The organism is Chryseobacterium sp. UYP7 (assembly GCF_056279225.1).
This window is the reverse complement of the sequence record NZ_JBWBQW010000004.1, coordinates 183,725-206,679: the sequence shown is the minus strand read 5'-3', so window position 1 is coordinate 206,679 and position 22,955 is coordinate 183,725. Positions and strand designations below refer to the sequence as shown.

Below are 22,955 nucleotides of genomic sequence, written 5' to 3'. Positions count from 1 at the left end.
CGGCGACACCGCGAGATATTGATTATGGAAGAATTTTTTGGCTCAGATTATTATAAAATTTCAAGCAGTAAGGTTTCAGAATCCTGTCCTTCAAACATTGCATTGATCAAATATTGGGGAAAATATGAAGACCAGATTCCTGCAAATCCAAGCATCAGTTATACCTTAAGTCAGTGCAAGACGAACACAGAAATAGAGTTTATTGCAGACAAGAAGTTCTCTGTCCAAACTTTCCTGGGTGGCAAAGAAGAAGGGAAATTCGCGGAGAAGATCGAGAAATATTTTAAAAATATCGAGCGATATTTACCCTGGATTCTCAAAGGAAAATATAGTATTAAAACTGAAAATACTTTTCCACACAGTTCCGGAATCGCAAGTTCGGCTTCAGGTTTTGGTGCAATTGCAAAATGTTTAATGGAGTTGGATGATATTTTTTCCGGCAGGTCTGATCGTGATTTTAAATTAAAGAAAGCCAGTTTTCTTGCCAGATTAGGGAGTGGCAGTGCATGCAGAAGTCTGTACTATGGATTGATCGTTTGGGGAGAAACCAAAGAGGTTGCGAACAGCTCTGATCTTTTTGCAGTTCCATATCCTCCGAAAGAAATTCATTCCATATTTAAAAATTTTAACGATTGGGTCTTGTTGATCCATGAAGGTGAAAAATCGGTGAGTTCAACGGTCGGACATAGTTTAATGAATACAAATCCTTATGCCGACCGAAGGTTTCAGGAAGCGCACGAAAGTTTTTCAGCTTTAAAAGGAATTTTAAAAAACGGCGATATGAAGCGTTTTATTCAGTTGGTAGAACATGAAGCTTTAACGTTGCACGCCATGATGATGATGAGCGAACCTGCCTTTATCTTAATGAAAACCGGAACTTTAGCCGTAATTAATAAAATCTGGGAATTTAGAAAAGAGACAGATTTACCGCTATTCTTTACGCTGGACGCCGGAGCAAATGTGCATTTGCTTTTCCCACGCAATAAGGGTGAAGATAAGATCAAGGAATTTATCATCAAAGAATTAATACAGCACACCCAAAATAATGGCGTTGTAAAAGATGTGATGAGGTTTTAGGATGAAATTTTCTCAGAGAAAAAATCTATCAAGAAAATCTGAAAGATTTCAAAAATTTGGAGTTTTAAAGAAAATTCCTACCAAAAAGGTTTTTAGAGAAAGTAGTCACCATTTTGGTTTATTGCTTCTTTCAATAATGTTCATAGCAATACTCTCCAAAATATCAAATTATTCAAAGGACCATATTGGAATCTTTATGGCAATGGTTGTGCTTGCAGTTTATATCTTCGGATTTTCAATTAAATTTATTTTGAGTTCATTATTTCCCATAATAAAATTAGACAAAAATGGAATTAAATTTATTGACACTAAGATAATTTCTTGGAATCATATAAAATCAATCAATATTAAAACTAATTACAGTGGAGAACAAGTAATTTGTATTCTTAGAATTGATTCGCAATTAACAACCAAGAATATCCAACATAAAAATTTTAGCCAATTATATATCTATTGTCGTAGTTTTAAAAGAAAGTACACAGAAAAAAGTTATCGTCTTATAGACAGGAAAACTATTTTTTAACAGCCAGCTTACTCATAGTATTAAGCACGAAAAGCACCATAATTCCTAAAATTCCTGCAGACATTGACAAAATAAATTTTGCGTTTTCTTCATCCCAAAATCCTAAATCCCAATCCATTACGTACAGATTAAAACCGATGAATATTACGAAAAGTGCTAAGAATATTTTATAAAAGAGTTGCATTTTTATTGAATTTAAAATTTAACATAAGTAGAGAAAAGTTGAGCGAAATTCGCTGTAAACAACTTAATAGAGATCGCCAGTAATACAATTCCGAAAACTTTCTGTAAAACCTGAAGCGTTCCGTCCCCTAATTTGTTTTCGAGCCAGTTCGACGATCTAAGCACCAAATATACGAAAATTGTATTCAGAATAATACCGCAAATAATATTGATATCATGATATTCCGCACGTAAAGAGAGCGTTGTTGTTAATGTTCCGGCACCGGCAATTAACGGAAAGGCGATGGGTACGATGGAGGCAGACTTTGCTTCTGTATTCTTCTGAATTTCTATTCCCAAAATCATTTCTAAAGCAATGATAAAAATAACGAAAGCTCCGGCGATCGCAAAGGAGTTAACATCAACACCGATTAATTTCAATATATTATTTCCGATAAAAAGGAAACAGATCATTAAAAGTCCAGCCACAACCGAAGCGCGTTCTGCTTCAATTTTCCCAAACTTCTTTTTTAAACCCACAATAATAGGAATAGAGCCTACAATATCGATTACTGCAAACAAAACCATTGTTGCGGTTAATGTTTCTTTAAGGGAAAAATATTCAAACATGAGGTGAAATTATTAATTTCGCAAAAATATAAAAATAAATTGATTATTTTACAATTTCGCCGTACAAAGTGATAATGGATTGTAAAAGCGACTCAATATGTTCGTCGGTGTGAAAGGGTGCATACGTCTCGATCTGAATATTTTCGGACAGAGATCTGTAGGAATCAGCGATTGTTGCGCCTTTGTTTACTTCCAGATACTTTTTGAATTCAGATTCATTTTCCACAGAGAAATAATTTCTGGTATCCTTATTTAGATGCTGATAGGCGGTAAAGAACTTTTCGTAATCTTTATTTTCTACCAGCTTTTTTAAATATTCAATATTTTCGTCGAAGTGATGGCTTAATTTTTTACGAAGAAAATCCTCAGTTTCAGCAATGGATACTGAAGCTGTAGAAGCAGTTTCGGGTGATAAAGTTTTTTTTCTGGTTTTCTTTTTAAATACTAATACTAATGAGAATACAGCGATTATTAAGCCCAAATTTCCCGCGACAACTTTCCAGTTGATGGTTTCTTTATCTTTGATTTTTAAGTTGTGCGTTTGTAAAACAGGCGTATTTACAGTTTCCAAAACCACGTTGGTGTATTCATTTACTTTCTCGATCGTGCTCTTTGCATCTACGATCTGCTCATGCGTTTTCACATTTAAAACTAATGATTTTGCACCAAGATTAACGTATCGTTTTCCATTCGGATCGAAGAAAGAAAAATCTTCAAAATTAATAGAAACAAGACCCGCTTTCTTGGGAATTATAACGTAATCAACCAAAACATCTCCAGACTGGCCATCTTTTTTAAGATTGATATTCGATGTAATTTGAGGCGGGAAAGAAACATAATTCGGCGAGATCATGATGTGAGGCAAATGCACCGTTTCAAAATTTCCTACCCCGGAAAGTCGTAAACTAATACTCACTGGTTTTTCAACTTCGGGAACTTCACTAATATTATTTTGAGCAACAGAAACATCAAATTTACCCACTGCATTCTGAAAATTCAGCGGCATTCCGGCGGGAAGTTTTTTTACGCTCAGCCTTACTTTATTAGAGGAAATTTTATTTGATCTGGAATTATTCGAAACCATCGCTGAAACCGGATTAATATCAATATTTCCACTTTCGTTAGGGAAGATCATATAAGTTCCAATGACCTGAGAAGCCATTCCTGCACTGGTTTCAATCTCGGATTTAGAAAGACTGATTGCTTTGATGCGTGCGTTTTTCTGATGCGGAAATTGAATATTGCTTACTTTTCTAAAATTGCCATAATCTTTACTGTAGGCACGAAGAACTGCAACAACAGGTTCATTTTTATAGGTAACATTATTCTGGAGTTCTAAACTCAAAGAAACCGTATTTCTGCTGCTGTTTGAGTTGTCGGCAAGAGCAGATTTTTTTTCGTTTTCTCTAACATTAATTTCGAACGGCTCGGTTTTATAGATTTTTCCGTTCACCGTAACCAGGACAGATCCAAATTTTACTTTACCAGTTTGTTTCGGACTCAAAACCCATTGATAAACCATTTGGTTCAGGACATCTCCTTTCTTGGCATCTAAAACCACAGTGTTTTGTTCAGAAGCCGATCCAATGATATCAAATTTAGAGAGATCAGGCATCCGGAGTGGCGTTTCCTGCTCCATATTTTCCCCACTAATTTCTAAGATTACGGTGAGGTTAAAACGCTGATTTACTTTCGGATCTTTCACCTCGGTAACTGCCAAAGTAACCTGACCATAAGTGAATATGGCAGAAATGAGAAATAATATGTAGGGTATTTTTTGTTTCATCACCAGTCCTTTTCGTTGCTTTGTGGCATCGAATAGGAGTTTTTGTTAAGGATCCGTTTTGCGGTTTCCCTTTCTTTATTTTCTACACGGTTCAGAATGGAGTTTTCCAGATCTTTCGGCATTTTGCCGGAATTATCGTTTTTATTAGGATCTTCGCCCTCGCCTTCTCCTTTATTTTTCATTCCGCTCCCGGCCTGTTGATCGGGCGTGTTTCCTTTATCCTGACCTTTGTTTTGATCATTATCCTGATCACCGCCACCACCGCCGGATTTATTTTTCTGATTTTTCTGCGATTCTTTTTCCTTTTCTTTCAGCATTGCGATTTCGTAATTTTTACGGATCGCCTCATTATAAGGATCTTGTTTTAAAGCCTTTTTGTATAGTTCTGCGGCTTTTTTAGTATCGTTTTTTTCGAAGTTTGAATTTCCTAAGTTGTACAATGCCGCAGCTTTGTCTGGAAGTGAAGATGCACGCTGTTCCGCTTTTTCATACTCGGCTTTCGCTTCGTCGTACAGTTTTCTTTTGTAGAGGGAATTGCCCAGATTGTAATGTGCCGTGAAATCTTTGTCGTTCAGTTTCACCGCATCTAAATATTTGGAGGAAGATGATTCGTAGTTTTGTTTACCGAAATCCTGATTCCCTTTGAAGACAAGAGTATTATAATTTTCCTGTGCAGAAAAAAAGGTAAAACAAAAGATTGCCAAAACAGCAGAAAAAAGTAATTTCAAATTCATCACTGCAAAATTATCTCTTTATATGTTAAGAGAGATATGAAATATTGTTAAATTTGGGTTAAAATCCTCTGTATTCGGAGATTATGAGTTAAATATTGAAATCCTTTTTGGGATTCAGTAAGAAAATGAGGAGAAATAGGAAAAGCGACACGCCCAGAAAATATTGATAATAATGAATCGCGTTTTGAGATTTCACGATACTTTCAGAAGAGGTAGAAGTTTTATTGAGTCCATCGATAATTTGAGAGGTTGCATTATCTAAGTTATTTCCATCTACATAAGTTCCACCCGTTTCGGAGGCAATATTTTGGAGTGCGTTGACCTGTCTTTTAGAAATAACGGTTTGTCCGTTGATGTCGGTTTTATAACCCATTAATTGTCCGAACACATATTCTGGGATCGGCGCTCCTTCTTCGGAACCGATTCCAACAGTTATTGCGGTAATTCCTTCTTTTTTTGCCAGTTTGATGGAGGCTTTTTCATTGCCTTCATTATCTTCTCCGTCGCTTAAGATCACCACTTTTCGGGAGCCTTTTGCGATGTCTTTGAATTTAAAAGCAACCGTTTTTATTCCTGCTAAAAAATCTGTTCCCTGTAATTTTACAATGTTGGTTTCTACGCCACCAATATAAGTTTCTACGGCTGTAAAATCGGTTGTTAAAGGCATGATGGATGTAGCTTCGCCGGCAAAAACAACAATTCCCACTTTATCATTCTTCATTTTACTCATCGTGTTAATGATGATGTTTTTAGCTTCGTCTAAGCGGTTGGGTTCAACATCCTGGGCATTCATGGAATTGGAAACATCGACGAGAAAAATGACGTTGTTCATTTTCTGTTTTGTTTTTACTTCTTCGCTTCCGCTTAAAATATCGACTATAGAAAGAATAAGGAATAACGCAGCTAATAAATAAAGTAATGGTAAAACTTTAGAGAAGCCGGATTTTTTTTCGAAAAGTTCAGGCTGAAATCTGGCTTCGGCAAAGGCATTTTTTTTACGGTTTTTCCATTTGAGGTAAGTAACCATAATAATTCCGAACAGCGGCAAAAGCAGCAGCAAAAGTAAATACCAATAATTTCCTAAATACCAATTCATGTTTTATGGTGTTGCGGTTATTAATCTAATTCTAAATTCCCGCTTTATTTTTTTTATTTTGAGAGACAAAACTCCTGAAATCCTAGCCCCGATTGCAATGGTATCCTTTTTCTTCCCGATTCCGATCGGGTGAAAAAGATATAATGAAAAGCGGGAACATGCTTCGCAGAAAATAAAATCTTCTTGCTCCTGTACTCTAATCTTCTAACTTAAAAATTTATAAAAAACCCACCGCAAAAGAGCATCGAAAAACAAAACTCCCAAGGCGATCCAAAGAAAGATCCGAAAATATTCCTGATAATTATAAAGTTTGGTTGTTTTAAGTTCGGACTTTTCGAGTTGATTTATTTCATCGTAAACATTCTCTAAACTTTCATTGGAGGTGGCTCTAAAATATTTGCCACCCGTAGTTTTTGCGATCTCCCGCAGCACAGGCTCATCGATTTTAACCTCCGCTTCAGAGAAAACCAAATCTCCAAAAATATCTGTAGAAGTAGGCATAAGAGCGTAACCGTTCGTTCCAATTCCGATAGAATAAACTTTGATCCCGTTTGTTTTTGCAAGCTGGGCGCCAACTTGAGTCGGCATCGCATTTTCGATCGTGTTCACACCATCCGTCATTAAAATAATGATCTTAGATTTGGCTTTACTATTTTTTAAATGACTTACGGCTACGGAAAGTCCTTCGCCAATCGCAGTTCCGGGCTGTAATTCGAGCGGATTCAGATTTTCTAATTCATCGATAACCACTGCATGATCCGAAGTTACGGGAACTTTGGTGAAAGCCTCGCCGGAATAGGTGACGAGTCCAATACGGTCGCCGGGTCTTTTATCTACGAATTTTTTAGCAATATTTTTCAGCGCAGTGAGTCGGTCTGGCTCCAGATCTTTGGCGAGCATACTTAATGAAACATCGACGGAGAGCATAATATCGATCCCTTTACTGTCGTCTTGATCCTGCGAAATGGTAAATGTCCTAGGTCTCGCCATTGCGATAATGAGACAAGTAAGAATAATATATTTTGAAATTTTTAACAGAAAAAGAACCAGCAGAATTCCTTTGTTTTCCTGCATATTCTGGGTGCTGGGAACTTTTATTCCGGCGCGTTTTTTCTTCCGAAGATCCAGAATAAAAAGCGGGATCATTGCCAGAAAGAGCAGCAGAAACCACGGACTGTAAAATTCAAAATTAAAAAGATTAAATGCCATGTTTTCTATTTAAACTCCTGTTCGTAATTGATCCATTTCTAAATCCTTCGAAGATCTTTTTACAAAGGTTTTCATCTCGTTAAAATCTTTTTCCATGGTGCTTTGATCCGGGAATGTTTTAGCAAATTTCACCAAATCTCCGCGTACGAAAATATCTTCGACGATTGATTCATTTTCGGGGGAAATGGCATTGTTCAGTTTCATAACATCGATCAGATCATCCGTTAACAAAACATCTGCCGGGATCTGATATTGTTTGGTGATGAAGTTTCGGGAAATATCGATGAGTTCTACATAAAATGATCTGTAGTCGCCATTTTCGATATACTTTTTCTTTTTCAAATTCTCCAGATCTTTCAAAGTTTGATTCGTCATAACGACTGGGGAACTTTTACGTCGCTTTCCGTACTTGATGATTTGATAGATGGCGAATATTAAAGCCAGCAAAATAAGAATTCCGAGAAAATACCATTTGTACATTTGCCAGTAATCCTTAACATCGAGTTTTACCTCTTTGTTTTTCATAATATCGTTGATCTTATCGTCTTTTTGAGCGGTGTTAACGACCTGAACTTCATAAGGAATGGTATGAAAAAGCTTTCCACCAATACGAAAGTCTAAAGCTGGGATTGTATAATTTCCTTCTTCGAAAACGGCAAATTCAATGATTCTGTCGTAATGATCGGCCTGTTTGCTGATGCTGTCTTTTATTTCCTCAAAATGAAAAGGCAACAGTTCATTCGTTGGCGCAGAGACCACATCTTTACCCTGTAAACTGGAGATGCTCACGCGAAAAACGCCAACTTCGCCCAGAGCCAAGGTTTGTTTGTCTAGTTTGGAACCCAATGTCTGCGAGAATAGGGTGACGCTGAGAAAGGAGAAAATGATAAAAAATATATTTTTCAAAACTTAATTTCTTTTTTTTTTGAATGCTTTATGCATTAATAATAAGGAGGAAACTCAATAATTTTGTTGACCGCAAAAGTTACAAAAGCTTTTATTTCTGATAGATCATTTAAAAGACTGCAAAATTAATTCTTAAATTATTTTATTTTCTAAAATCTACTATCTGATGATTTCTCTTAATTCCTCTGCGATTCTATCACCACCGGTTGATCCTCTTTTGACGTTGCTTTGTTTTACCGCTTTCTAAAATATTGGTAGAGGAATTTTGAGTAATCTTCACCGGTATTAATGTTCATAAAACTTGCCGATGAATTTTCGATATCCTCTTCCAGGTTTTTTACTTTTTGTTTCTGTTTTTCTGCAAATTCATACCGCCATCGGGCACTCGACGTGTTTGCCCAAATTTGTTTGCCGGTTTCTGCATCCTGAAATAGAGTATAGCCAATATCAGGGATCTCGTTGTCTTTATCATCAAAAATACGCATTCCTAAAAGTTGGTGTTTTCTGGATGCGACTCTCAAGATCTTCACATCATAAGCATCTTCAAAATCGGAAAACATAAAAAGCATGGATCTTTTTTTGAAAACATTCATCATGTACTCGAGCGCAACGTGAATTTTCGATTCTGCCGGCACGTAATCCGCGCTTAAGATCGTGCTGATGATTGCGAGAATATGTTTTCTTCCTTTTTGGGGCGGAATTACTTTATACACTTTATCGGCAAATAAAATCAAACCCACTTTATCGTTATTTCCTGCGGCCGAAAATCCTAAATTTGCAGCGATCTCTGCCACGAATTCTCTTTTTAACTGCGTTTTTGTACCATAATCCATAGACGCTGAAATGTCTACCAGAAGCATCATCGTGAGTTCGCGTTCTTCTTCCATCACTTTTACGAAAGGTTCGCGGAAACGCGCGGTTTTATTCCAGTCGATTCTGCGGATCTCATCTCCAAATTGATACGGACGGACCTCCGAAAAAGTCATTCCCTGACCTTTGAAAGCGCTGTGATATTGACCCATCAAAGTAGCTTCGGACTTTTTCTTTGTCCGAATTTCAATCTGCTTTACTTTTTTGATGATGTCTTTGATCTGCATTTTAACTATTTTAAATTTTAAATGATCGAGTTCGAGTCATTTAAAATTTATAATCTATAATTTAGAATTTTTTTAAGGCGCCTGAACTTTTCCTAAAATTTTGTCCACAATATCGTCGGAAGTAATTTCCTCAGCTTCAGCTTCGAAACTTAATCCGATCCGGTGGCGCAAAACATCTTTAGCGATTTCTTTGATGTCCTCAGGAATTACGAAAGCACGATTCTTCAAAAATGCCATTGCTCGTCCTGCGATCGCTAGATTGATGGACGCTCGCGGCGATGCTCCGAAACTGATCAAGCTTTTCAATTCAGATAAGCCGTAATTTTCCGGGAACCGTGTGGCAAAAACCATATCGAGAATATATTTTTCAATTTTCTCGTCAAGATAAATTTGATTGATAAGTTCCTTTGCCACAACAATATTTTGTAGAGAAATGACCGGTTTGATCTCCGGTTGGTGAGATGTTGCCACCATTTTCATGATCTTTCTTTCATCCTCAAAATCGGGATAACTGATCGTACATTTCATCATAAAACGGTCACTTTGCGCTTCCGGTAAAAGGTAGGTTCCTTCCTGATCAATAGGATTCTGAGTCGCCAGAACCAAAAAAGGTTTCGGTAAAGGCATTGTTTCATCACCGATCGTTACTTGCTTTTCCTGCATTGCTTCTAACAAAGCGGACTGTACTTTCGACGGTGCACGATTGATCTCATCTGCCAAAACAAAATTCGCGAAGATCGGACCCCGTTTAATAGAAAAATCATTATCCTTCATATTGTAGATCTGCGTTCCCACTACATCTGCTGGCAAAAGATCGGGCGTAAACTGAATTCTGGAAAAATCACCTTCAACAGCATCTGCCAAAGTTTTAATCGCTAAAGTTTTCGCCAGTCCCGGAACGCCTTCCAGCAAAACGTGACCATTCCCCAAAAGACCGATGAGTAAACGATCTACCATGTATTCCTGTCCGATAATTGCTTTGTTGATTTCTTGTTTTAGGAGGGTGAAAAAATAATTCTGCTCTCTTACTTTTTCCGTGAGTTGTCTGATATCTTCCGCTTGATGTAGTTCTGACATAGTGTTCTAAAATTTAAAGTGTAAATTTCTACTAAATACCCACACTAATCAACACAATTAATGCCAATCTAAAGTTAAAGTTTGTTAAAACACAGGGCTCTATCAGAGCAAAAAGCAGTTTTAGGAGCCAGGAACCTGCTTTCCACTTCTACTCCTCGCGCCCGTGCTTTTCCCCTTTCTGGCTGCGGGGTAACCGTTGCAATCAGGGCTGGTTACAAGTTGAGCTTTCAATCTAGATATCATTCAAAACAAAAAAGACCGTTGCTGCTTTATCCCGAAAAATTGAGTTGTTGTAGTTTTGTCTTTTTCAGTTAATTAACCTATTTTTGGGGCATTAAAAATTGCAAAATGAATTATCATTTTCAGGCACACCGCCAAGTCCGACGTAATCTTCTGGAAATTCTTCAAAATACTTCTCAAAAGGATCTGATGCTCATTCCCGATGGTTTCAATAATAATCTCTACTGGAATATTGCACATACCGTTGCCACGCAGCAACTTTTGTGTTACTATCTCAGTGGGAATCCATTCCGGATCGATAAGTACTGGATCGAAACTTACAAAAAAGGGACGCTCCCGAACTTAAATGTGCAGCAGTCAGAAGTAGATGATCTGGCTTTTCTTCTTACCGAAACATCAAAAATTCTGATGAAAGATTATGATGCAGATTTCTTTGCAGATTACACGCCATATACCACAAGTTTTGGGTTGGATCTAAAAAGTATTCAGGATGCCATTATCTTTAATAATATGCACGAAACATTGCATTTTGGTTACGCCATGGCTCAGAAAAGAGCAATTTTAGGAGAAAGTTTCTAAAAGAGCCAGGCAAAAAAGAGCTAAGAAAGAAGAAGAAATTAGTAAACAAGCAACTGGATTTGCTTCAAAATAAAAATTAAGACATTGAAAGAGAAAGACGATTTTATATTTGGTTTAAGACCCGTAATAGAAGCTTTGGAAGCTGGGAAAACCATCGACAAGATATTTGTACAAAACGCCCTGCAAGGTGATATTTACCATGATCTGAAAAACCTTCTGGCGAAACATAAGATTCGTCCGAACTTTGTTCCTATTGAGAAGTTGAACCGTTTCACCAGAAAAAACCATCAGGGAGTTGTCGCTTTTATTTCCGATGTTCCTTTTGAAAGAATCGAAGACGTATTACCTCAACTTTTCGAAGCTGGAAAAACGCCTTTCCTCCTTATTTTAGACCGATTGACTGATGTGAGAAATTTTGGTGCGATCTGCCGTACTGCAGAATGTGTTGGAATTCACGCGGTAATCCTTCCAGAAAAAGGAGCTGCACCAATTAATTCTGACGCCATAAAAACTTCAGCCGGAGCGATCTACAACTTAAAGATCTGTAAAGAAAAAAATTTGGCGCACGCCGTAGATTTCCTTCAGCAATCAGGCGTTCAAGTATTTTCAGCTACTGAAAAAGCACAGAAATTATATTACGATGTTGATTACACGCAACCTTGCGCCATCGTTATGGGTAATGAAGAAACGGGAATATCAAAAGAAGTTTTGCATCATTCCGATGAGAAAATAAAACTTCCGATCGAAGGAAAAACTGAATCTTTAAATGTATCTGTTGCTTGTGGCGCAATTCTATATGAAGCCATGCGTCAGAAGATCAAAGAGGTTTTATAATCCTGATTTCAAATCACCACCATTTAAAAACTAGATAACGCAATTCAAAAATATTTTTTACATTTATTAAAAAATTGACGTTTATGCTAAATAAGACAGTTTCGAAATCTGATGTTCGGGATTATGTAAAAGAAACCATCATCTCAAAGATCGAGAAACTAAAAAATTTCTTAGAATTCACGCTTGAAGCCAGTCGTGAAATTAAGAAAGCGCCCAAATACGATTCGATGCGCGAAGAAATGCAGGAGGAAATTTACCAGATGCAAAAGCAATTAGCTTCTCTCCACGATCTGCGACAAAAATTAAATAAAGTTTTAAATAATCCTTCGGAACGGGTAAATATTGGGTCGCTCGTTTTCACGAATAAAGCCAGATTTTATATTTCAGTTTCTTTAGGAGAGTTTTTCTTTGAAGGTGATCGTTTTTATGCGATTTCGGAGGAAAGTCCCATGGCTAAGATAATGTTCGGCAAAAAACCAGGCGATTCTTTTGTCCTTAATAATATCCATCAGGAAATTATGGAGATCATGTAAATTTATTACAGAGATTTTTTAAATAGTAAGATAAAACTTCCAATTTTTCAATCCTTAATTAAATGTTGTCTTATGAAATTTGAGCAGTTAAGGAGAAATAGATTGAATAACTGGATCATCATTCATCTGCGGTATTTGGTTGGACTGGCTTTTTTTCCGTCGGGAATGACTAAATTAATGGGACACCGTTTTACGAGCATTTCTACCGATACACCAATTGGATATTTTTTCGAAGCTTTATACCAATCGGGATTTTACTGGAATTTTCTGGGTCTGGCTCAAATTACAGCCGGAATATTGTTGATGACGCAACGGTTTGCGCTTCTTGGAAACTTGATGTTTTTTGCAATACTTACAAATATCTGGATCATCACCATAAGTCTATCATTTACCGGAACCTGGGTTATCACTTCATTAATGATGATTGCAGTTTTTATTTTGCTCATTTGGGATCGTCACAAATTACGTCCCATCATTAGTTATAAAGACGATTTAAAAACTGAATCGTTTCCAGAACCTAATAAAATATGGGTGGTCGCTGGAATTATTTATACTTTGTGCCTCCTCCTTTTGTCAGTATTTAATCCATTGATGGGAGAAACTTCTGGGTTACTGACTTTAATTTTGACAGGATTGATCTTGCTCACTTTTATCGGAAGTAATTACATCAATTATAAAAATCAAAGAAAAGTGTTGAGATCTCAATTCTAAATTAGATTTCGAATGGTTTAACAATGCGTAATTTTGCCGGATGAATGAAGCAGAACTTTTAAGAAAAATTATAGAAAGTAGAAAAAGTATTTTCCCCAAAGATTACAACGATGAAGAAATTGAGGATGAAGTTTTAACGGAGATTTTATCGTCCGCAAATTTTGCTCCGAATCATAAAAAGACAAAACCCTGGCGTTTAAAGGTTTTTCGGAACGAAGAAAAAAATAAGTTGGGAGAAAAGCTTGCAGAAATCTATAAAACAACTGCCAAACCTGAGACTTTTCTCGAAAAAAAGTATCTGGATATTTCTAATAAAATTTCAGAATCAAATATTATTATTACCATTTCCGTAAACTTTAGCGGACTGGTCCCAGAGTGGGAAGAGATCGCGGCAACATCGATGGGCGTTCAAAATATGTATCTTACGGCAACAGCAAATAATATTGGCTGTTACTGGAGTTCACCCGGAATGATCCAACACCTTAACGAATTTCTTGGTTTGGAAGAGAATCAAAAATGCATCGGTTTGTTTTACATGGGAAAAGTTTAATGTAACGTCTCAACCTTTTCACCGACTGATTTTGCAAACTAATATTAAAAAATAAATCATGGAAACTTACGGCTACAATGGCGGTCCTTCGCAAAATCAAAATTCACACAACCACAATTACCGTTCAGAAAAGAAACTCGCGGCAGGTCTTTTAGGCATACTTGCAGGTATTGTTGGCGCAAACAAATTTTATCTGGGTTACATTAATCAGGGAATAATTCAGATTGTTTTAAATATTTGTACTTGTGGCGCGGCAAGTATAATTCCGATTATTGAAGGCATTATTTATTTGACCATGAGCGATGAACAATTCGATCAGACTTATATACAGAATAAGAAAGCGTGGTTCTAAAAAACAAAAGAGCTTCTAAAATTAGAAGCTCTTTTTTTTATTTCAATTTTTTTTTACTGATTCAGAAGGATCGCAGCTTCTTTCGCAGCATAGGTGAAAATCATATCTGCTCCGGCTCTTTTAATGCATGTTAAACTTTCGATAATCGCTTTGTCATTATCGAGCCAGCCGTTTTGTGCGGCAGCTTTCAACATTGCATATTCGCCACTCACATTATAAACTGCGATGGGTAAATCAATAATACCGCGAACTTTTGCAACAATATCCAGATAAGGCATTCCTGGTTTGATCATGATGATATCTGCTCCTTCCGCAACATCTTTTAAAACTTCGTCAATGGATTCCCGGGAATTATGAAAATCCATTTGATAGGTTTTTTTATCTTTCGGAATATCATGATTGTCAACCGGAGCTGAATCTAAAGCACTTCTGAATGGTCCATAAAAAGAACTCGCATATTTTGCGGCGTAACTTAAAATTCCAACATCGGTAAAACCATTTTCTTCCAAACCGGTTCGGATCTCAGCAACGCGGCCATCCATCATATCGCTGGGAGCAACTACATCTGCACCAGCTTCCGCTAGAGAAACAGACATTTTTACCAAAGCTTCATTCGTAGCGTCGTTGTCTATTTTGCCGTTCGTGATAATTCCGTCGTGACCATAAATAGAGTAGGGATCCAACGCAACATCGGGCATGATGATCATTTCTGGGACAGCATCTTTAATAGCTTTAATAGTATTTTGCATTAATCCGTTCTTATTCCACGATTCTGTTCCGCGATTATCTTTTAAATCTTCGGAAACTTTCATGTATAAATTAACTGCTTTTACTCCTAATGAAAATAATTCCTGACATTCCTTCACCGTTAGATCTAAAGTACGCCTGAAAATTCCCGGCATCGATGCAATTGCTTCCTGTTTATTCGTTCCTTCCATTACGAAAATGGGCATTACAAAATCGTTCGTGGTAAGAAAAGTTTCTTGTACTAAGGCTCTCATAGAAGCAGTTGTACGTAATCTTCGGTTTCTTGAATAGATAATCATTTTTGGAATAGTATTTGATTTAACTGCTGCAAATTTAATTATAGTTTTATTAAAAAACTATTGTGTATTTATACGAAATTCTTACATTTGTAGGTATATTTATAAAACGTAAAGCGCTATAAGGTGAAAAAATTATTATTTTCTTTAATATTTATCGGTAGTTTAACAGTTTTTTCGGAAAAAGTTTCCGCTCAATCTGTTGTTAGAGAACCGATTGCAGCTTCTCAGAAATCTGATGATGGCGCATTGCTCGCATTTCCAAATCCGGCAAAAGATTTTATCATTGTAAAATCGAAAGACAGCAATTTAAAAGTAAAATCAGTGACTTTTTATTCCATTCTTGGAATGCAGGTTGCAGAATATGTGGTCAACATGAACTCTGGCGAAATTCGTCTAGATAAATTACGACCCGGAAAATATCTCATGAAGTATACTTTGAGTGACAACACACAGAAAGTCACCCAGATCATCAAACAATAATTAAAATCCTCCTTCGCGAGGATTTTTTTATGTCAATTCCAGATCCTTCTACACTATTTTAACTATAAAAAAATCCGTAATTTTGTGTAATGGAAACACGGGAGAAAATTATAATTATTGGTGGTGGATTTGCAGGTCTTCAATTGGCAAAAGCACTTAATAAGAAGCGGAAAAAAGTTTTGGTCATCGATAAGGTGAACCATCATATGTTTCAGCCTCTTTTTTATCAGGTTGCTTGCGGTCGTATTGAGCCGAGTAATATTTCTTTTCCTTTCCGAAAAATATTTCAGCGTTCCCGCAATATTCAGTATCGAATGGTAAAGGTTCGGGAGATTCTGCCAGAACAAAATAAGATCGTTACCGATGAAGCCGAATTTACCTATGATAAATTAGTAATTGCAACAGGATGTAAAACTAATTTCTTCGGAAATCCTAAAATGGAAGAACTTGCGTATGGAATGAAGAATACGCAACAGGCAATTGCCATTCGAAATAATGTCCTTTCTACTTTTGAGAAATTAATTATCGAAAAAAGAAGATCAGACGATGGAAACTGGAATATTGTGATCGTGGGAAGCGGACCGACCGGCGTAGAGTTGGCAGGTGCGTTTTCCGAAATGAAAAAAGATATCCTTCCCCGTGATTATCCTCACATGAATTTTGATGATTTAAAAATCATTCTCATCAGTTCCACAGATATGCCTTTAAGTGTGATGAGCGCTGAAGCACAGGAAAAATCCAAGCAATATCTGAAAGAACTTGGTGTCAATTTTATGGCAGACGAATTTGTAACGGATTACGATGGTGACAGAGTGTTCATGAAAAGCGGGAAATCTATTCCTTCTAATAACGTTATTTGGGCCGCTGGAGTTACAGGGAATGTGATAAAGGGCTTAAATCCTGCAATAGTATTAAGAAACCGATACAAAACCGACCGCTTTAACCGCGTCGAGGGTTACCCAAATATTTTTGCAATTGGAGATATCGCACACATGGAAACTCCAAAATATCCAGATGCGCATCCACAAGTAGCGAACGTTGCCATCAATCAGGGGAAAAATTTAGCCAAAAATTTACTGAAAGATTCTGAAAAGGATTGGGTAGAATATGAGTATAACGATCAGGGCAGCATGGCTACTATAGGTAAACACAGAGCTGTAGTCGATTTGCCCGGTTTCAAATTCCAAGGTCTTTTAGCCTGGTATTTCTGGATGTTTCTGCATTTAATGCTTATTCTTTCTGTAAGAAATAAGCTCGCTATTTTCTTCAACTGGATGTGGAGTTACTTTAATAAAGATTCTTCGCTTCGTTTAATAATTATTCCAAACAGAAAGAACGATACCGAACAATGAGAATTGATATAATAAGTGTTTTGCCCGAATTAATGGAAAGTCCTTTTAGAACTTCTATTTTGAAAAGAGCGGTAGATAAAGGTTTAGCAGAAGTTTATTTTCATCAGTTGCGTGATTTTGGTTTGGGTAAACACCGGCAGGTCGACGACGAGCCGTACGGAGGCGGTGCCGGAATGGTGATGTTGATTGAACCTATCGATAAATGTATTTCTGATCTAAAATCCAAGCGCGACTACGATGAGGTGATCTATTTAACGCCCGACGGAGAAACTTTAACGCAGAAGATCGCCAATACACTCTCTCTAAAAAATAATATAATATTTCTTTGCGGGCATTATAAAGGTATTGACCAGCGCGTTCGGGAACTCCACATTACAAAAGAAATTTCAATAGGCGACTACGTTCTAACAGGTGGCGAACTCGCAGCTTGTGTTCTCGCGGATTCTATCATCAGACTTTTGCCAGGAGTTTTGAATGATGAGCAAAGCGCTTTGACAGACAGTTTTCAGGATAATCTTCTCTCCCCGCCAATCTACACACGACCTTCAGAATATAAGGGATTAAAAGTTCCTGAAATTTTGCTCAGCGGCAACTCCAAAAAAATAGAAGAGTGGCTACACGATGAAGCCGTTAAGATCACTCAGAAGAAAAGACCCGATATTTTAGAATAATATCAATCATAATAAATTATTTTTGTTAATTTTACATTAAACAAAAAGGAGAAAATTTTAATGATAGATAAAGAAGGTAAGGAGTTAATCGCTTTTTATAATGTTGAGAATTTATTCTTTCCAGATCCACCGCCCGTTCATAAATTGGATCCTACAAAGTCTGGTCTGCGAAACTGGGATGAACGAAAGTACAAGAACAAATTATTTAAAATCGCGCACGTTTTCGAACTTATTCAGGAAACGGAAGGCATTTTACCACTTGTGATCGGCCTTTCCGAAGTTCAGGGACAACAGCCTTTAGAAGAGTTAGTTGCGCTGCCACCATTTAATTCAAATTATGGAGTGGTTCATTTCGAATCTTTGGATGAAAGAGGCGTCGACGTTGCTTTACTGTATGATAAAAATAAGGTAGAAATTCTGGCGGCGGAACCCATTACCTACTTTTTTGAAATTCCAGATAAAAATCCCGCAAACTACGATACAACAAGGGATATTTTGCATTGTCAAATCAAGTTTTCAGGAGAGAAAATTCATGTTTTCGTACTGCATCTTCCCTCTAAACGGGAAAATGATATCAACAAACCAAAACGTCAGTATATTCTGAATGATGTCCGCAAAAAAGTGATCGATCTAATTTCGAGAACGGGCGAAGCGGTGCTTATTTGTGGTGATTTTAACGAAGATCCCGATGATGATATTATACAAAATGTGCTTTATGATGACCAATCAAATAAAATTTTAACAAATCCGTCTCTTGATTTATTTAAAAATGGTCATTTTTCCACCTATCATTACAAAAATGGCTTGCTTTTTGACCAAATGATCCTGTCTAATAAATTTTTTGAGAAGGATTCTACGTTAAAATTTTCAGAATCAAAAGTTTTCAATCATAAAAAATTAGCGAACTGGGATGCAAGATCAAGCGGACGGCCTTTTAGAACCTACGCAGGAACAAGATATTTAGGTGGTTACAGCGACCATTTCCCAGTGCTTACAGAGTTTTCAACATTGGTTAAAAAGTAAAAAAAAATACATGAAAAGTGCAATTAATTCAGATTACCATTTAGATTCAGTCGATAAAGAAATTATATATATGTTGATGGATAATGCTAAAACTTCGTTAGCGCATATTTCCAAGAATGTAGGGATTTCAACTACTGCAGTTCATCAAAGGATTAAAAAATTGGAGCAGGCCGGAGTCATAGAAAATTCAATATCTTTTCTTAATCCCCGAAAAATCGGGTATAAAGTAGTTTCTTATATTGGTGTATTCCTGGAGCAGCCTAGTCATTATCCAGATGCGATAAAAGCTTTAAAAGAAGTAAATGAAGTGGTAGAAGCACATTATACCACGGGAAACTATACTATATTTTTAAAGGTGCTTTGTCGCGATAATGATCATTTGATGGAGATTTTGAACAAACTCCAAAAATTAAAAGGGGTTACCAGAACCGAAACTTTTATCTCCCTCGAGCAAAGTATCAATCGTCAGCTAAAGGTTTAAATCAGTATAATTTTTTTAAAAATTAAAATGCATTCCATTCGGAGTGCATTTTTTTGCTTATTGATAATAGACAATTTTCATTAACAGAATGACATAATCTAAAGAGAATTGGTTAATTTTACACCTCTAATAGACAATAAAATTTTCTGACTTATGACTAAAGTAATGGAAAAAAATCATACGGAATCATCTCAACTTCATACTGAGGAAAGAAACCCCGGTTTGCCTTTCAATACGAAGTATTTCGATGCAATAAATATTAACCGAAGTGCAATTGATCGGCGCGTTGCAACATTGGGTGGAAGACGAAGCGTAAAAAAGGAATTTCAGGCAGCTTGGTTATTGAAAGCAATTTCCATGATCGACTTGACGACTTTGGCTGGAGACGACACGCGCGGAAACGTAATGCGACTTTGCGAAAAAGCAAAAAATCCTGTTCGTCAAGATCTATTGCAAATCTTAGGAATGGAAAACGCAAACTTGACGACAGGCGCAGTTTGTGTTTACCACAATTTAATACCCTTCGCAAAAGAAGCTTTAGAAGGAACAGCAATTCCAATTGCCGCAGTTTCTACCGGATTTCCCGCCGGTAAAATTTCCCTCGAAGATAAAATTTCAGAAATTAAAAAATCCGTTGCAGCCGGAGCAACTGAAATCGACATCGTTATTTCCCGTGCTTTGGTTTTAGAATCAAAGTGGCAGGAATTATACGACGAAATCAGATTGTGCAGACAAGCTTGTGGCGATGCTCACATGAAAACGATTCTCGCAACAGGCGAGATTCCTACGTACACCAAAGTCGCAAAAGCATCTTGGGTTGCCATGATGGCAGGGTCAGATTTTATCAAAACTTCGACTGGTAAAGAATCCGTTAACGCAACTTTAGCCGTGAGTTTGGTCATGATTCGTTGCATTCGTGATTATTACGAATTAACTGGCATAAAAATCGGTTACAAACCAGCCGGCGGAATTCAAAAAGCAAAACAGGCACTCGATTATTTGATCTTAGTAAAAGAAGAATTAGGAAACGACTGGTTAACTCCAGACTTGTTCAGATTCGGCGCAAGTTCCCTATTAGGCGACATCGAGAGGCAATTAGAGCATTTCGTAACCGGAAGATACAGCGCAGGATTCAGACATCCGATGGCATAATCGCCGTGCTGAGCTTGTCGAAGTATGGGCGCCTATTTCCGTCTTCCACTCCCTCCCGATTTTATATCGGGATCCGTTCAAGTCGGGGCGCACTGGGAACTAAAAATAAAGAAAGGTTCTAATGATAAATACTTAGATTTTTAACAGAGTAAATTCACCTTACTTTTTTGCTCTTTTGAAAACTTAAAAAAATAAAAAATGTTGTGACTTTCGTGGTTAATTAACAGATCACCAAATCATCACATCAACACATCATCAAAATGGAAATCAAAGAAATATACGACACCATGGTTTACGGTCCCGCTCCAGAAAGTGCAGCTGCTGCTGTGGAATTTTTAGAAAATCATAACCGAAGTTTCGACTTATTTATTGGAGGAGAATGGATAAAGCCAAACGCTAAAAAATACATGGATTCCAATAATCCTTCCAACAAAGAATTTTTAGCAAAAATTGCCGAAGCCGACGAAACCGATGTTGACAAAGCCGTGAAAGCTGCCAACAAAGCATTACCAGAATGGGTTGCAATCGGTGGATTCGAACGTGCAAAATATTTATACGCAATCGCAAGACAAATTCAAAAGAACTCCAGACTTTTTGCTGTTCTTGAAACATTAGACAACGGAAAACCAATTCGCGAAACCCGTGATATCGATATTCCAATCGTTGCAAGACATTTCTATCATCATGCAGGTTGGGCAAAATTGATGGATACCGAATTCAGAGATTACCAGGAAGTTGGTGTTGTAGGACAAATCATTCCGTGGAACTTTCCATTGATGATGCTTTCCTGGAAAGTTGCTCCGGCTTTAGCAATGGGAAATACCATCGTTTTAAAACCAGCAGAATATACTTCTTTAACCGCTTTGCTTTTTGCAGAGATCTGTGAAAAAGTCGGACTTCCAAAAGGCGTTGTGAATATTGTAACAGGTCGCGGAACAGTTGCCGGAAATGTTTTAGTTAATCATAAGGACATTCAGAAAGTGGCTTTCACAGGTTCTACGAAAGTTGGTAAAATATTAAGAACAAATATTGCCGGAACTGGTAAAAAAATATCACTAGAATTAGGCGGGAAATCACCTTTCATCGTTTTTGAAGATGCAGATTTAGATTCTGCAGTGGAAGGAATTGTTGATGCAATCTGGTTCAATCAGGGACAGGTTTGTTGCGCAGGTTCTCGACTTTTGATTCAGGAATCAGTTTCTGAGGTTTTCTACAAAAAACTTCGTGCAAGAATGGAAACTTTGCGTATCGGCGATCCAATGGACAAAGCAGTTGATATGGGTTCTATCGTTGATCCAATTCAATTAAAAACCATTCAAGATATGGTGAAAATTGGTATAGATGAAGGTTGTACCATTTACCAGCCGAAAAATGGCGTTCCAGAAAACGGCTGGTTTTATCCACCAACATTATTTACCGATGTTCCGACAAGTGCGGTAATTGCACAGGAAGAAATTTTCGGACCTGTTTTAGTTGCCATGACTTTCCGTTCACATTCGGAAGCCGTGGCTTTGGCGAATAATACGAGATACGGTCTGGCTTCAAGTGTTTGGACAGAAAATATCAATTTAGCTTTAGACATCGCACCGAAAATTAAAGCAGGAAGTGTTTGGATCAATTGTACCAATCAGTTTGATGCTGCTGCCGGATTTGGTGGTTACAGAGAATCCGGTTTCGGAAGAGAAGGTGGAAAAGAAGGTTTGTATGAATACATGAAACCTAAAGTGGAAGCAGAATTTACATCAAAACCAATTTTGCCAAAAACTGAAAAACCAAATATTTCCAAAAAAGCAAAAAATATTTTAGCAGATATTGACCGTACTACAAAAATGTACGTTGGTGGAAAACAAGCTCGTCCGGATGGAGGTTACAGTACTGAAATTAAAAATGCTTTCGGAGAATATATCGGTGAAGTTTCAGAAGGAAACAGAAAAGATATTCGTAACGCAGTTGAAGCCGCACACGCAGAAAAAGCTTGGAGTGGAATGACCGGTCATTCAAGAGCGCAAGTTTTATATTATATCGCTGAAAATTTAGCAATCCGTTCAGAAGAATTCGCAGAAAGAATTGTCGAAATGACCAATCAATCTTTAGAATCTGCACAAGATGAGGTTGAAAAATCAATCGAAAGAATTTATACTTACGCCGCTTATGCCGATAAATATGATGGCGCAGCGCATTCTACCGTTCAGAGAATGGTTACTTTAGCAATGCCGGAAGCAATTGGTGTAATGGCAATTATTTGTCCTGATGAGAATCCATTGTTAGGATTTATTTCTACCGTAATTCCTGCGATTGCGATGGGAAACAGAGTGGTAGTTATTCCATCTGAGAAACATCCTTTCTCGGCAACCGATTTCTATCAGATTTTAGAAACGTCAGATGTTCCTGCGGGCACGGTCAATATCGTGACTGGACCAAAAGAAGAATTAGCCAACGAACTCGCGAAACATTATAATGTTGAAGGAATTTGGTATTTCGGAACATTAGAAGGAAGCAAGAATATCGAATTATTATCCACCGATTCAATGAAACGTTCTTGGGTGAATTTTGGAAAATATAGAAACTGGTTGAATCCAGCACACGGAGAAGGTCAGGAGTTTTTAAGACACGCCACAGAAATTAAAAATATCTGGATTCCATACGGAGCCTAG

The 22,955-nt window shown here is 37.2% G+C and carries 24 protein-coding genes; 14 read left to right on the top strand and 10 right to left on the bottom strand.

The window, feature by feature from the left end:
• The first annotated feature begins 21 nt into the window (after positions 1-21).
• Complete coding sequence (locus ACZ9HT_RS10345; RefSeq protein WP_476040517.1) at positions 22-1,077, top strand: diphosphomevalonate decarboxylase; 1,056 nt, start codon at positions 22-24, stop codon at positions 1,075-1,077.
• Positions 1,078-1,589: 512 nt separating this feature from the next.
• Here ACZ9HT_RS10345 and ACZ9HT_RS10340 read toward each other — a convergent pair.
• From ACZ9HT_RS10340 to ACZ9HT_RS10300, 9 genes are all read right to left on the bottom strand, one after another.
• Complete coding sequence (locus tag ACZ9HT_RS10340; RefSeq protein WP_476040409.1) at positions 1,590-1,784, bottom strand: hypothetical protein; 195 nt, start codon at positions 1,782-1,784, stop codon at positions 1,590-1,592.
• Positions 1,785-1,795: 11 nt separating this feature from the next.
• On the bottom strand, positions 1,796-2,392 hold the full coding sequence (locus ACZ9HT_RS10335; protein ID WP_476040408.1) for a MarC family protein: 597 nt from the start codon (positions 2,390-2,392) through the stop codon (positions 1,796-1,798).
• 43 nt (positions 2,393-2,435) lie between these two features.
• The gene (locus ACZ9HT_RS10330; RefSeq protein WP_476040407.1) at positions 2,436-4,178 is read right to left on the bottom strand and encodes a BatD family protein; all 1,743 of its coding nucleotides are present in this window, start codon (positions 4,176-4,178) and stop codon (positions 2,436-2,438) included.
• Positions 4,178-4,912, bottom strand: coding sequence for a tetratricopeptide repeat protein (locus ACZ9HT_RS10325; RefSeq protein WP_476040406.1), 735 nt, complete (start codon positions 4,910-4,912; stop codon positions 4,178-4,180). The genes ACZ9HT_RS10330 and ACZ9HT_RS10325 overlap by 1 nt, the downstream gene beginning before the upstream one ends.
• Before the next feature lie 88 nt (positions 4,913-5,000).
• Positions 5,001-6,008 (bottom strand): vWA domain-containing protein, encoded by a 1,008-nt coding sequence (locus ACZ9HT_RS10320; protein ID WP_476040405.1) that lies wholly within the window; start codon positions 6,006-6,008, stop codon positions 5,001-5,003.
• A gap of 204 nt (positions 6,009-6,212) precedes the next feature.
• Positions 6,213-7,217 carry a vWA domain-containing protein gene (locus ACZ9HT_RS10315; protein WP_476040404.1) on the bottom strand — a complete coding sequence of 335 codons (1,005 nt, stop codon included), beginning with the start codon at positions 7,215-7,217 and terminating at the stop codon, positions 6,213-6,215.
• Between the two features lie 9 nt (positions 7,218-7,226).
• Positions 7,227-8,123, bottom strand: coding sequence for a BatD family protein (locus tag ACZ9HT_RS10310; RefSeq protein ID WP_476040403.1), 897 nt, complete (start codon positions 8,121-8,123; stop codon positions 7,227-7,229).
• A gap of 233 nt (positions 8,124-8,356) precedes the next feature.
• Complete coding sequence (locus tag ACZ9HT_RS10305; RefSeq protein ID WP_476040402.1) at positions 8,357-9,220, bottom strand: DUF58 domain-containing protein; 864 nt, start codon at positions 9,218-9,220, stop codon at positions 8,357-8,359.
• A gap of 72 nt (positions 9,221-9,292) precedes the next feature.
• The gene (locus tag ACZ9HT_RS10300) at positions 9,293-10,297 is read right to left on the bottom strand and encodes an AAA family ATPase (protein WP_476040401.1); all 1,005 of its coding nucleotides are present in this window, start codon (positions 10,295-10,297) and stop codon (positions 9,293-9,295) included.
• A 348-nt stretch (positions 10,298-10,645) separates the two neighbouring features.
• On the opposite strand from ACZ9HT_RS10300, the gene ACZ9HT_RS10295 reads away from it, so the two are divergent.
• The 6 genes from ACZ9HT_RS10295 to ACZ9HT_RS10270 all read left to right on the top strand — a co-directional run bounded on the left by ACZ9HT_RS10295 (position 10,646) and on the right by ACZ9HT_RS10270 (position 14,096).
• Entirely contained in the window at positions 10,646-11,116 is a 471-nt protein-coding gene (locus ACZ9HT_RS10295; protein ID WP_476040400.1) for a DinB family protein, read from the top strand.
• Between the two features lie 84 nt (positions 11,117-11,200).
• Positions 11,201-11,950 carry a 23S rRNA (guanosine(2251)-2'-O)-methyltransferase RlmB gene (rlmB, locus tag ACZ9HT_RS10290; RefSeq protein ID WP_476040399.1) on the top strand — a complete coding sequence of 250 codons (750 nt, stop codon included), beginning with the start codon at positions 11,201-11,203 and terminating at the stop codon, positions 11,948-11,950.
• A gap of 83 nt (positions 11,951-12,033) precedes the next feature.
• Positions 12,034-12,483, top strand: coding sequence for a hypothetical protein (locus ACZ9HT_RS10285; protein WP_476040398.1), 450 nt, complete (start codon positions 12,034-12,036; stop codon positions 12,481-12,483).
• 72 nt (positions 12,484-12,555) lie between these two features.
• Complete coding sequence (locus ACZ9HT_RS10280; RefSeq protein ID WP_476040397.1) at positions 12,556-13,194, top strand: DoxX family protein; 639 nt, start codon at positions 12,556-12,558, stop codon at positions 13,192-13,194.
• Positions 13,195-13,234: 40 nt separating this feature from the next.
• Positions 13,235-13,744 carry a nitroreductase family protein gene (locus tag ACZ9HT_RS10275; protein ID WP_476040396.1) on the top strand — a complete coding sequence of 170 codons (510 nt, stop codon included), beginning with the start codon at positions 13,235-13,237 and terminating at the stop codon, positions 13,742-13,744.
• A gap of 58 nt (positions 13,745-13,802) precedes the next feature.
• The gene (locus ACZ9HT_RS10270) at positions 13,803-14,096 is read left to right on the top strand and encodes a TM2 domain-containing protein (protein ID WP_476040395.1); all 294 of its coding nucleotides are present in this window, start codon (positions 13,803-13,805) and stop codon (positions 14,094-14,096) included.
• Positions 14,097-14,149: 53 nt separating this feature from the next.
• On the opposite strand, the gene hemB is transcribed toward ACZ9HT_RS10270, so the two are convergent.
• The gene (hemB, locus tag ACZ9HT_RS10265) at positions 14,150-15,142 is read right to left on the bottom strand and encodes a porphobilinogen synthase (RefSeq protein ID WP_476040394.1); all 993 of its coding nucleotides are present in this window, start codon (positions 15,140-15,142) and stop codon (positions 14,150-14,152) included.
• Between the two features lie 123 nt (positions 15,143-15,265).
• Between hemB and ACZ9HT_RS10260 the strand changes: the two genes are divergently transcribed.
• From ACZ9HT_RS10260 to ACZ9HT_RS10230, 7 genes are all read left to right on the top strand, one after another.
• Positions 15,266-15,622, top strand: a complete 357-nt coding sequence (locus ACZ9HT_RS10260; RefSeq protein ID WP_476040393.1) for a T9SS type A sorting domain-containing protein — start codon at positions 15,266-15,268, stop codon at positions 15,620-15,622.
• An 89-nt stretch (positions 15,623-15,711) separates the two neighbouring features.
• Entirely contained in the window at positions 15,712-16,974 is a 1,263-nt protein-coding gene (locus ACZ9HT_RS10255) for an NAD(P)/FAD-dependent oxidoreductase (protein ID WP_476040392.1), read from the top strand.
• Positions 16,971-17,645 carry a tRNA (guanosine(37)-N1)-methyltransferase TrmD gene (gene trmD / locus ACZ9HT_RS10250; protein WP_476040391.1) on the top strand — a complete coding sequence of 225 codons (675 nt, stop codon included), beginning with the start codon at positions 16,971-16,973 and terminating at the stop codon, positions 17,643-17,645. Before ACZ9HT_RS10255 ends, trmD begins: the two co-directional genes overlap by 4 nt.
• A 60-nt stretch (positions 17,646-17,705) precedes the next feature.
• Positions 17,706-18,668: an endonuclease/exonuclease/phosphatase family protein gene (locus tag ACZ9HT_RS10245; RefSeq protein WP_476040390.1), complete on the top strand. Its 963-nt coding sequence runs from the start codon at positions 17,706-17,708 to the stop codon at positions 18,666-18,668.
• A 10-nt stretch (positions 18,669-18,678) separates the two neighbouring features.
• Complete coding sequence (locus ACZ9HT_RS10240; protein ID WP_476040389.1) at positions 18,679-19,149, top strand: Lrp/AsnC ligand binding domain-containing protein; 471 nt, start codon at positions 18,679-18,681, stop codon at positions 19,147-19,149.
• 153 nt (positions 19,150-19,302) lie between these two features.
• Positions 19,303-20,301 carry a deoxyribose-phosphate aldolase gene (gene deoC / locus ACZ9HT_RS10235; RefSeq protein WP_476040388.1) on the top strand — a complete coding sequence of 333 codons (999 nt, stop codon included), beginning with the start codon at positions 19,303-19,305 and terminating at the stop codon, positions 20,299-20,301.
• A gap of 260 nt (positions 20,302-20,561) precedes the next feature.
• A complete protein-coding gene (locus ACZ9HT_RS10230; protein ID WP_476040387.1) occupies positions 20,562-22,955 on the top strand; it encodes an aldehyde dehydrogenase family protein in 2,394 nt (797 codons plus the stop codon).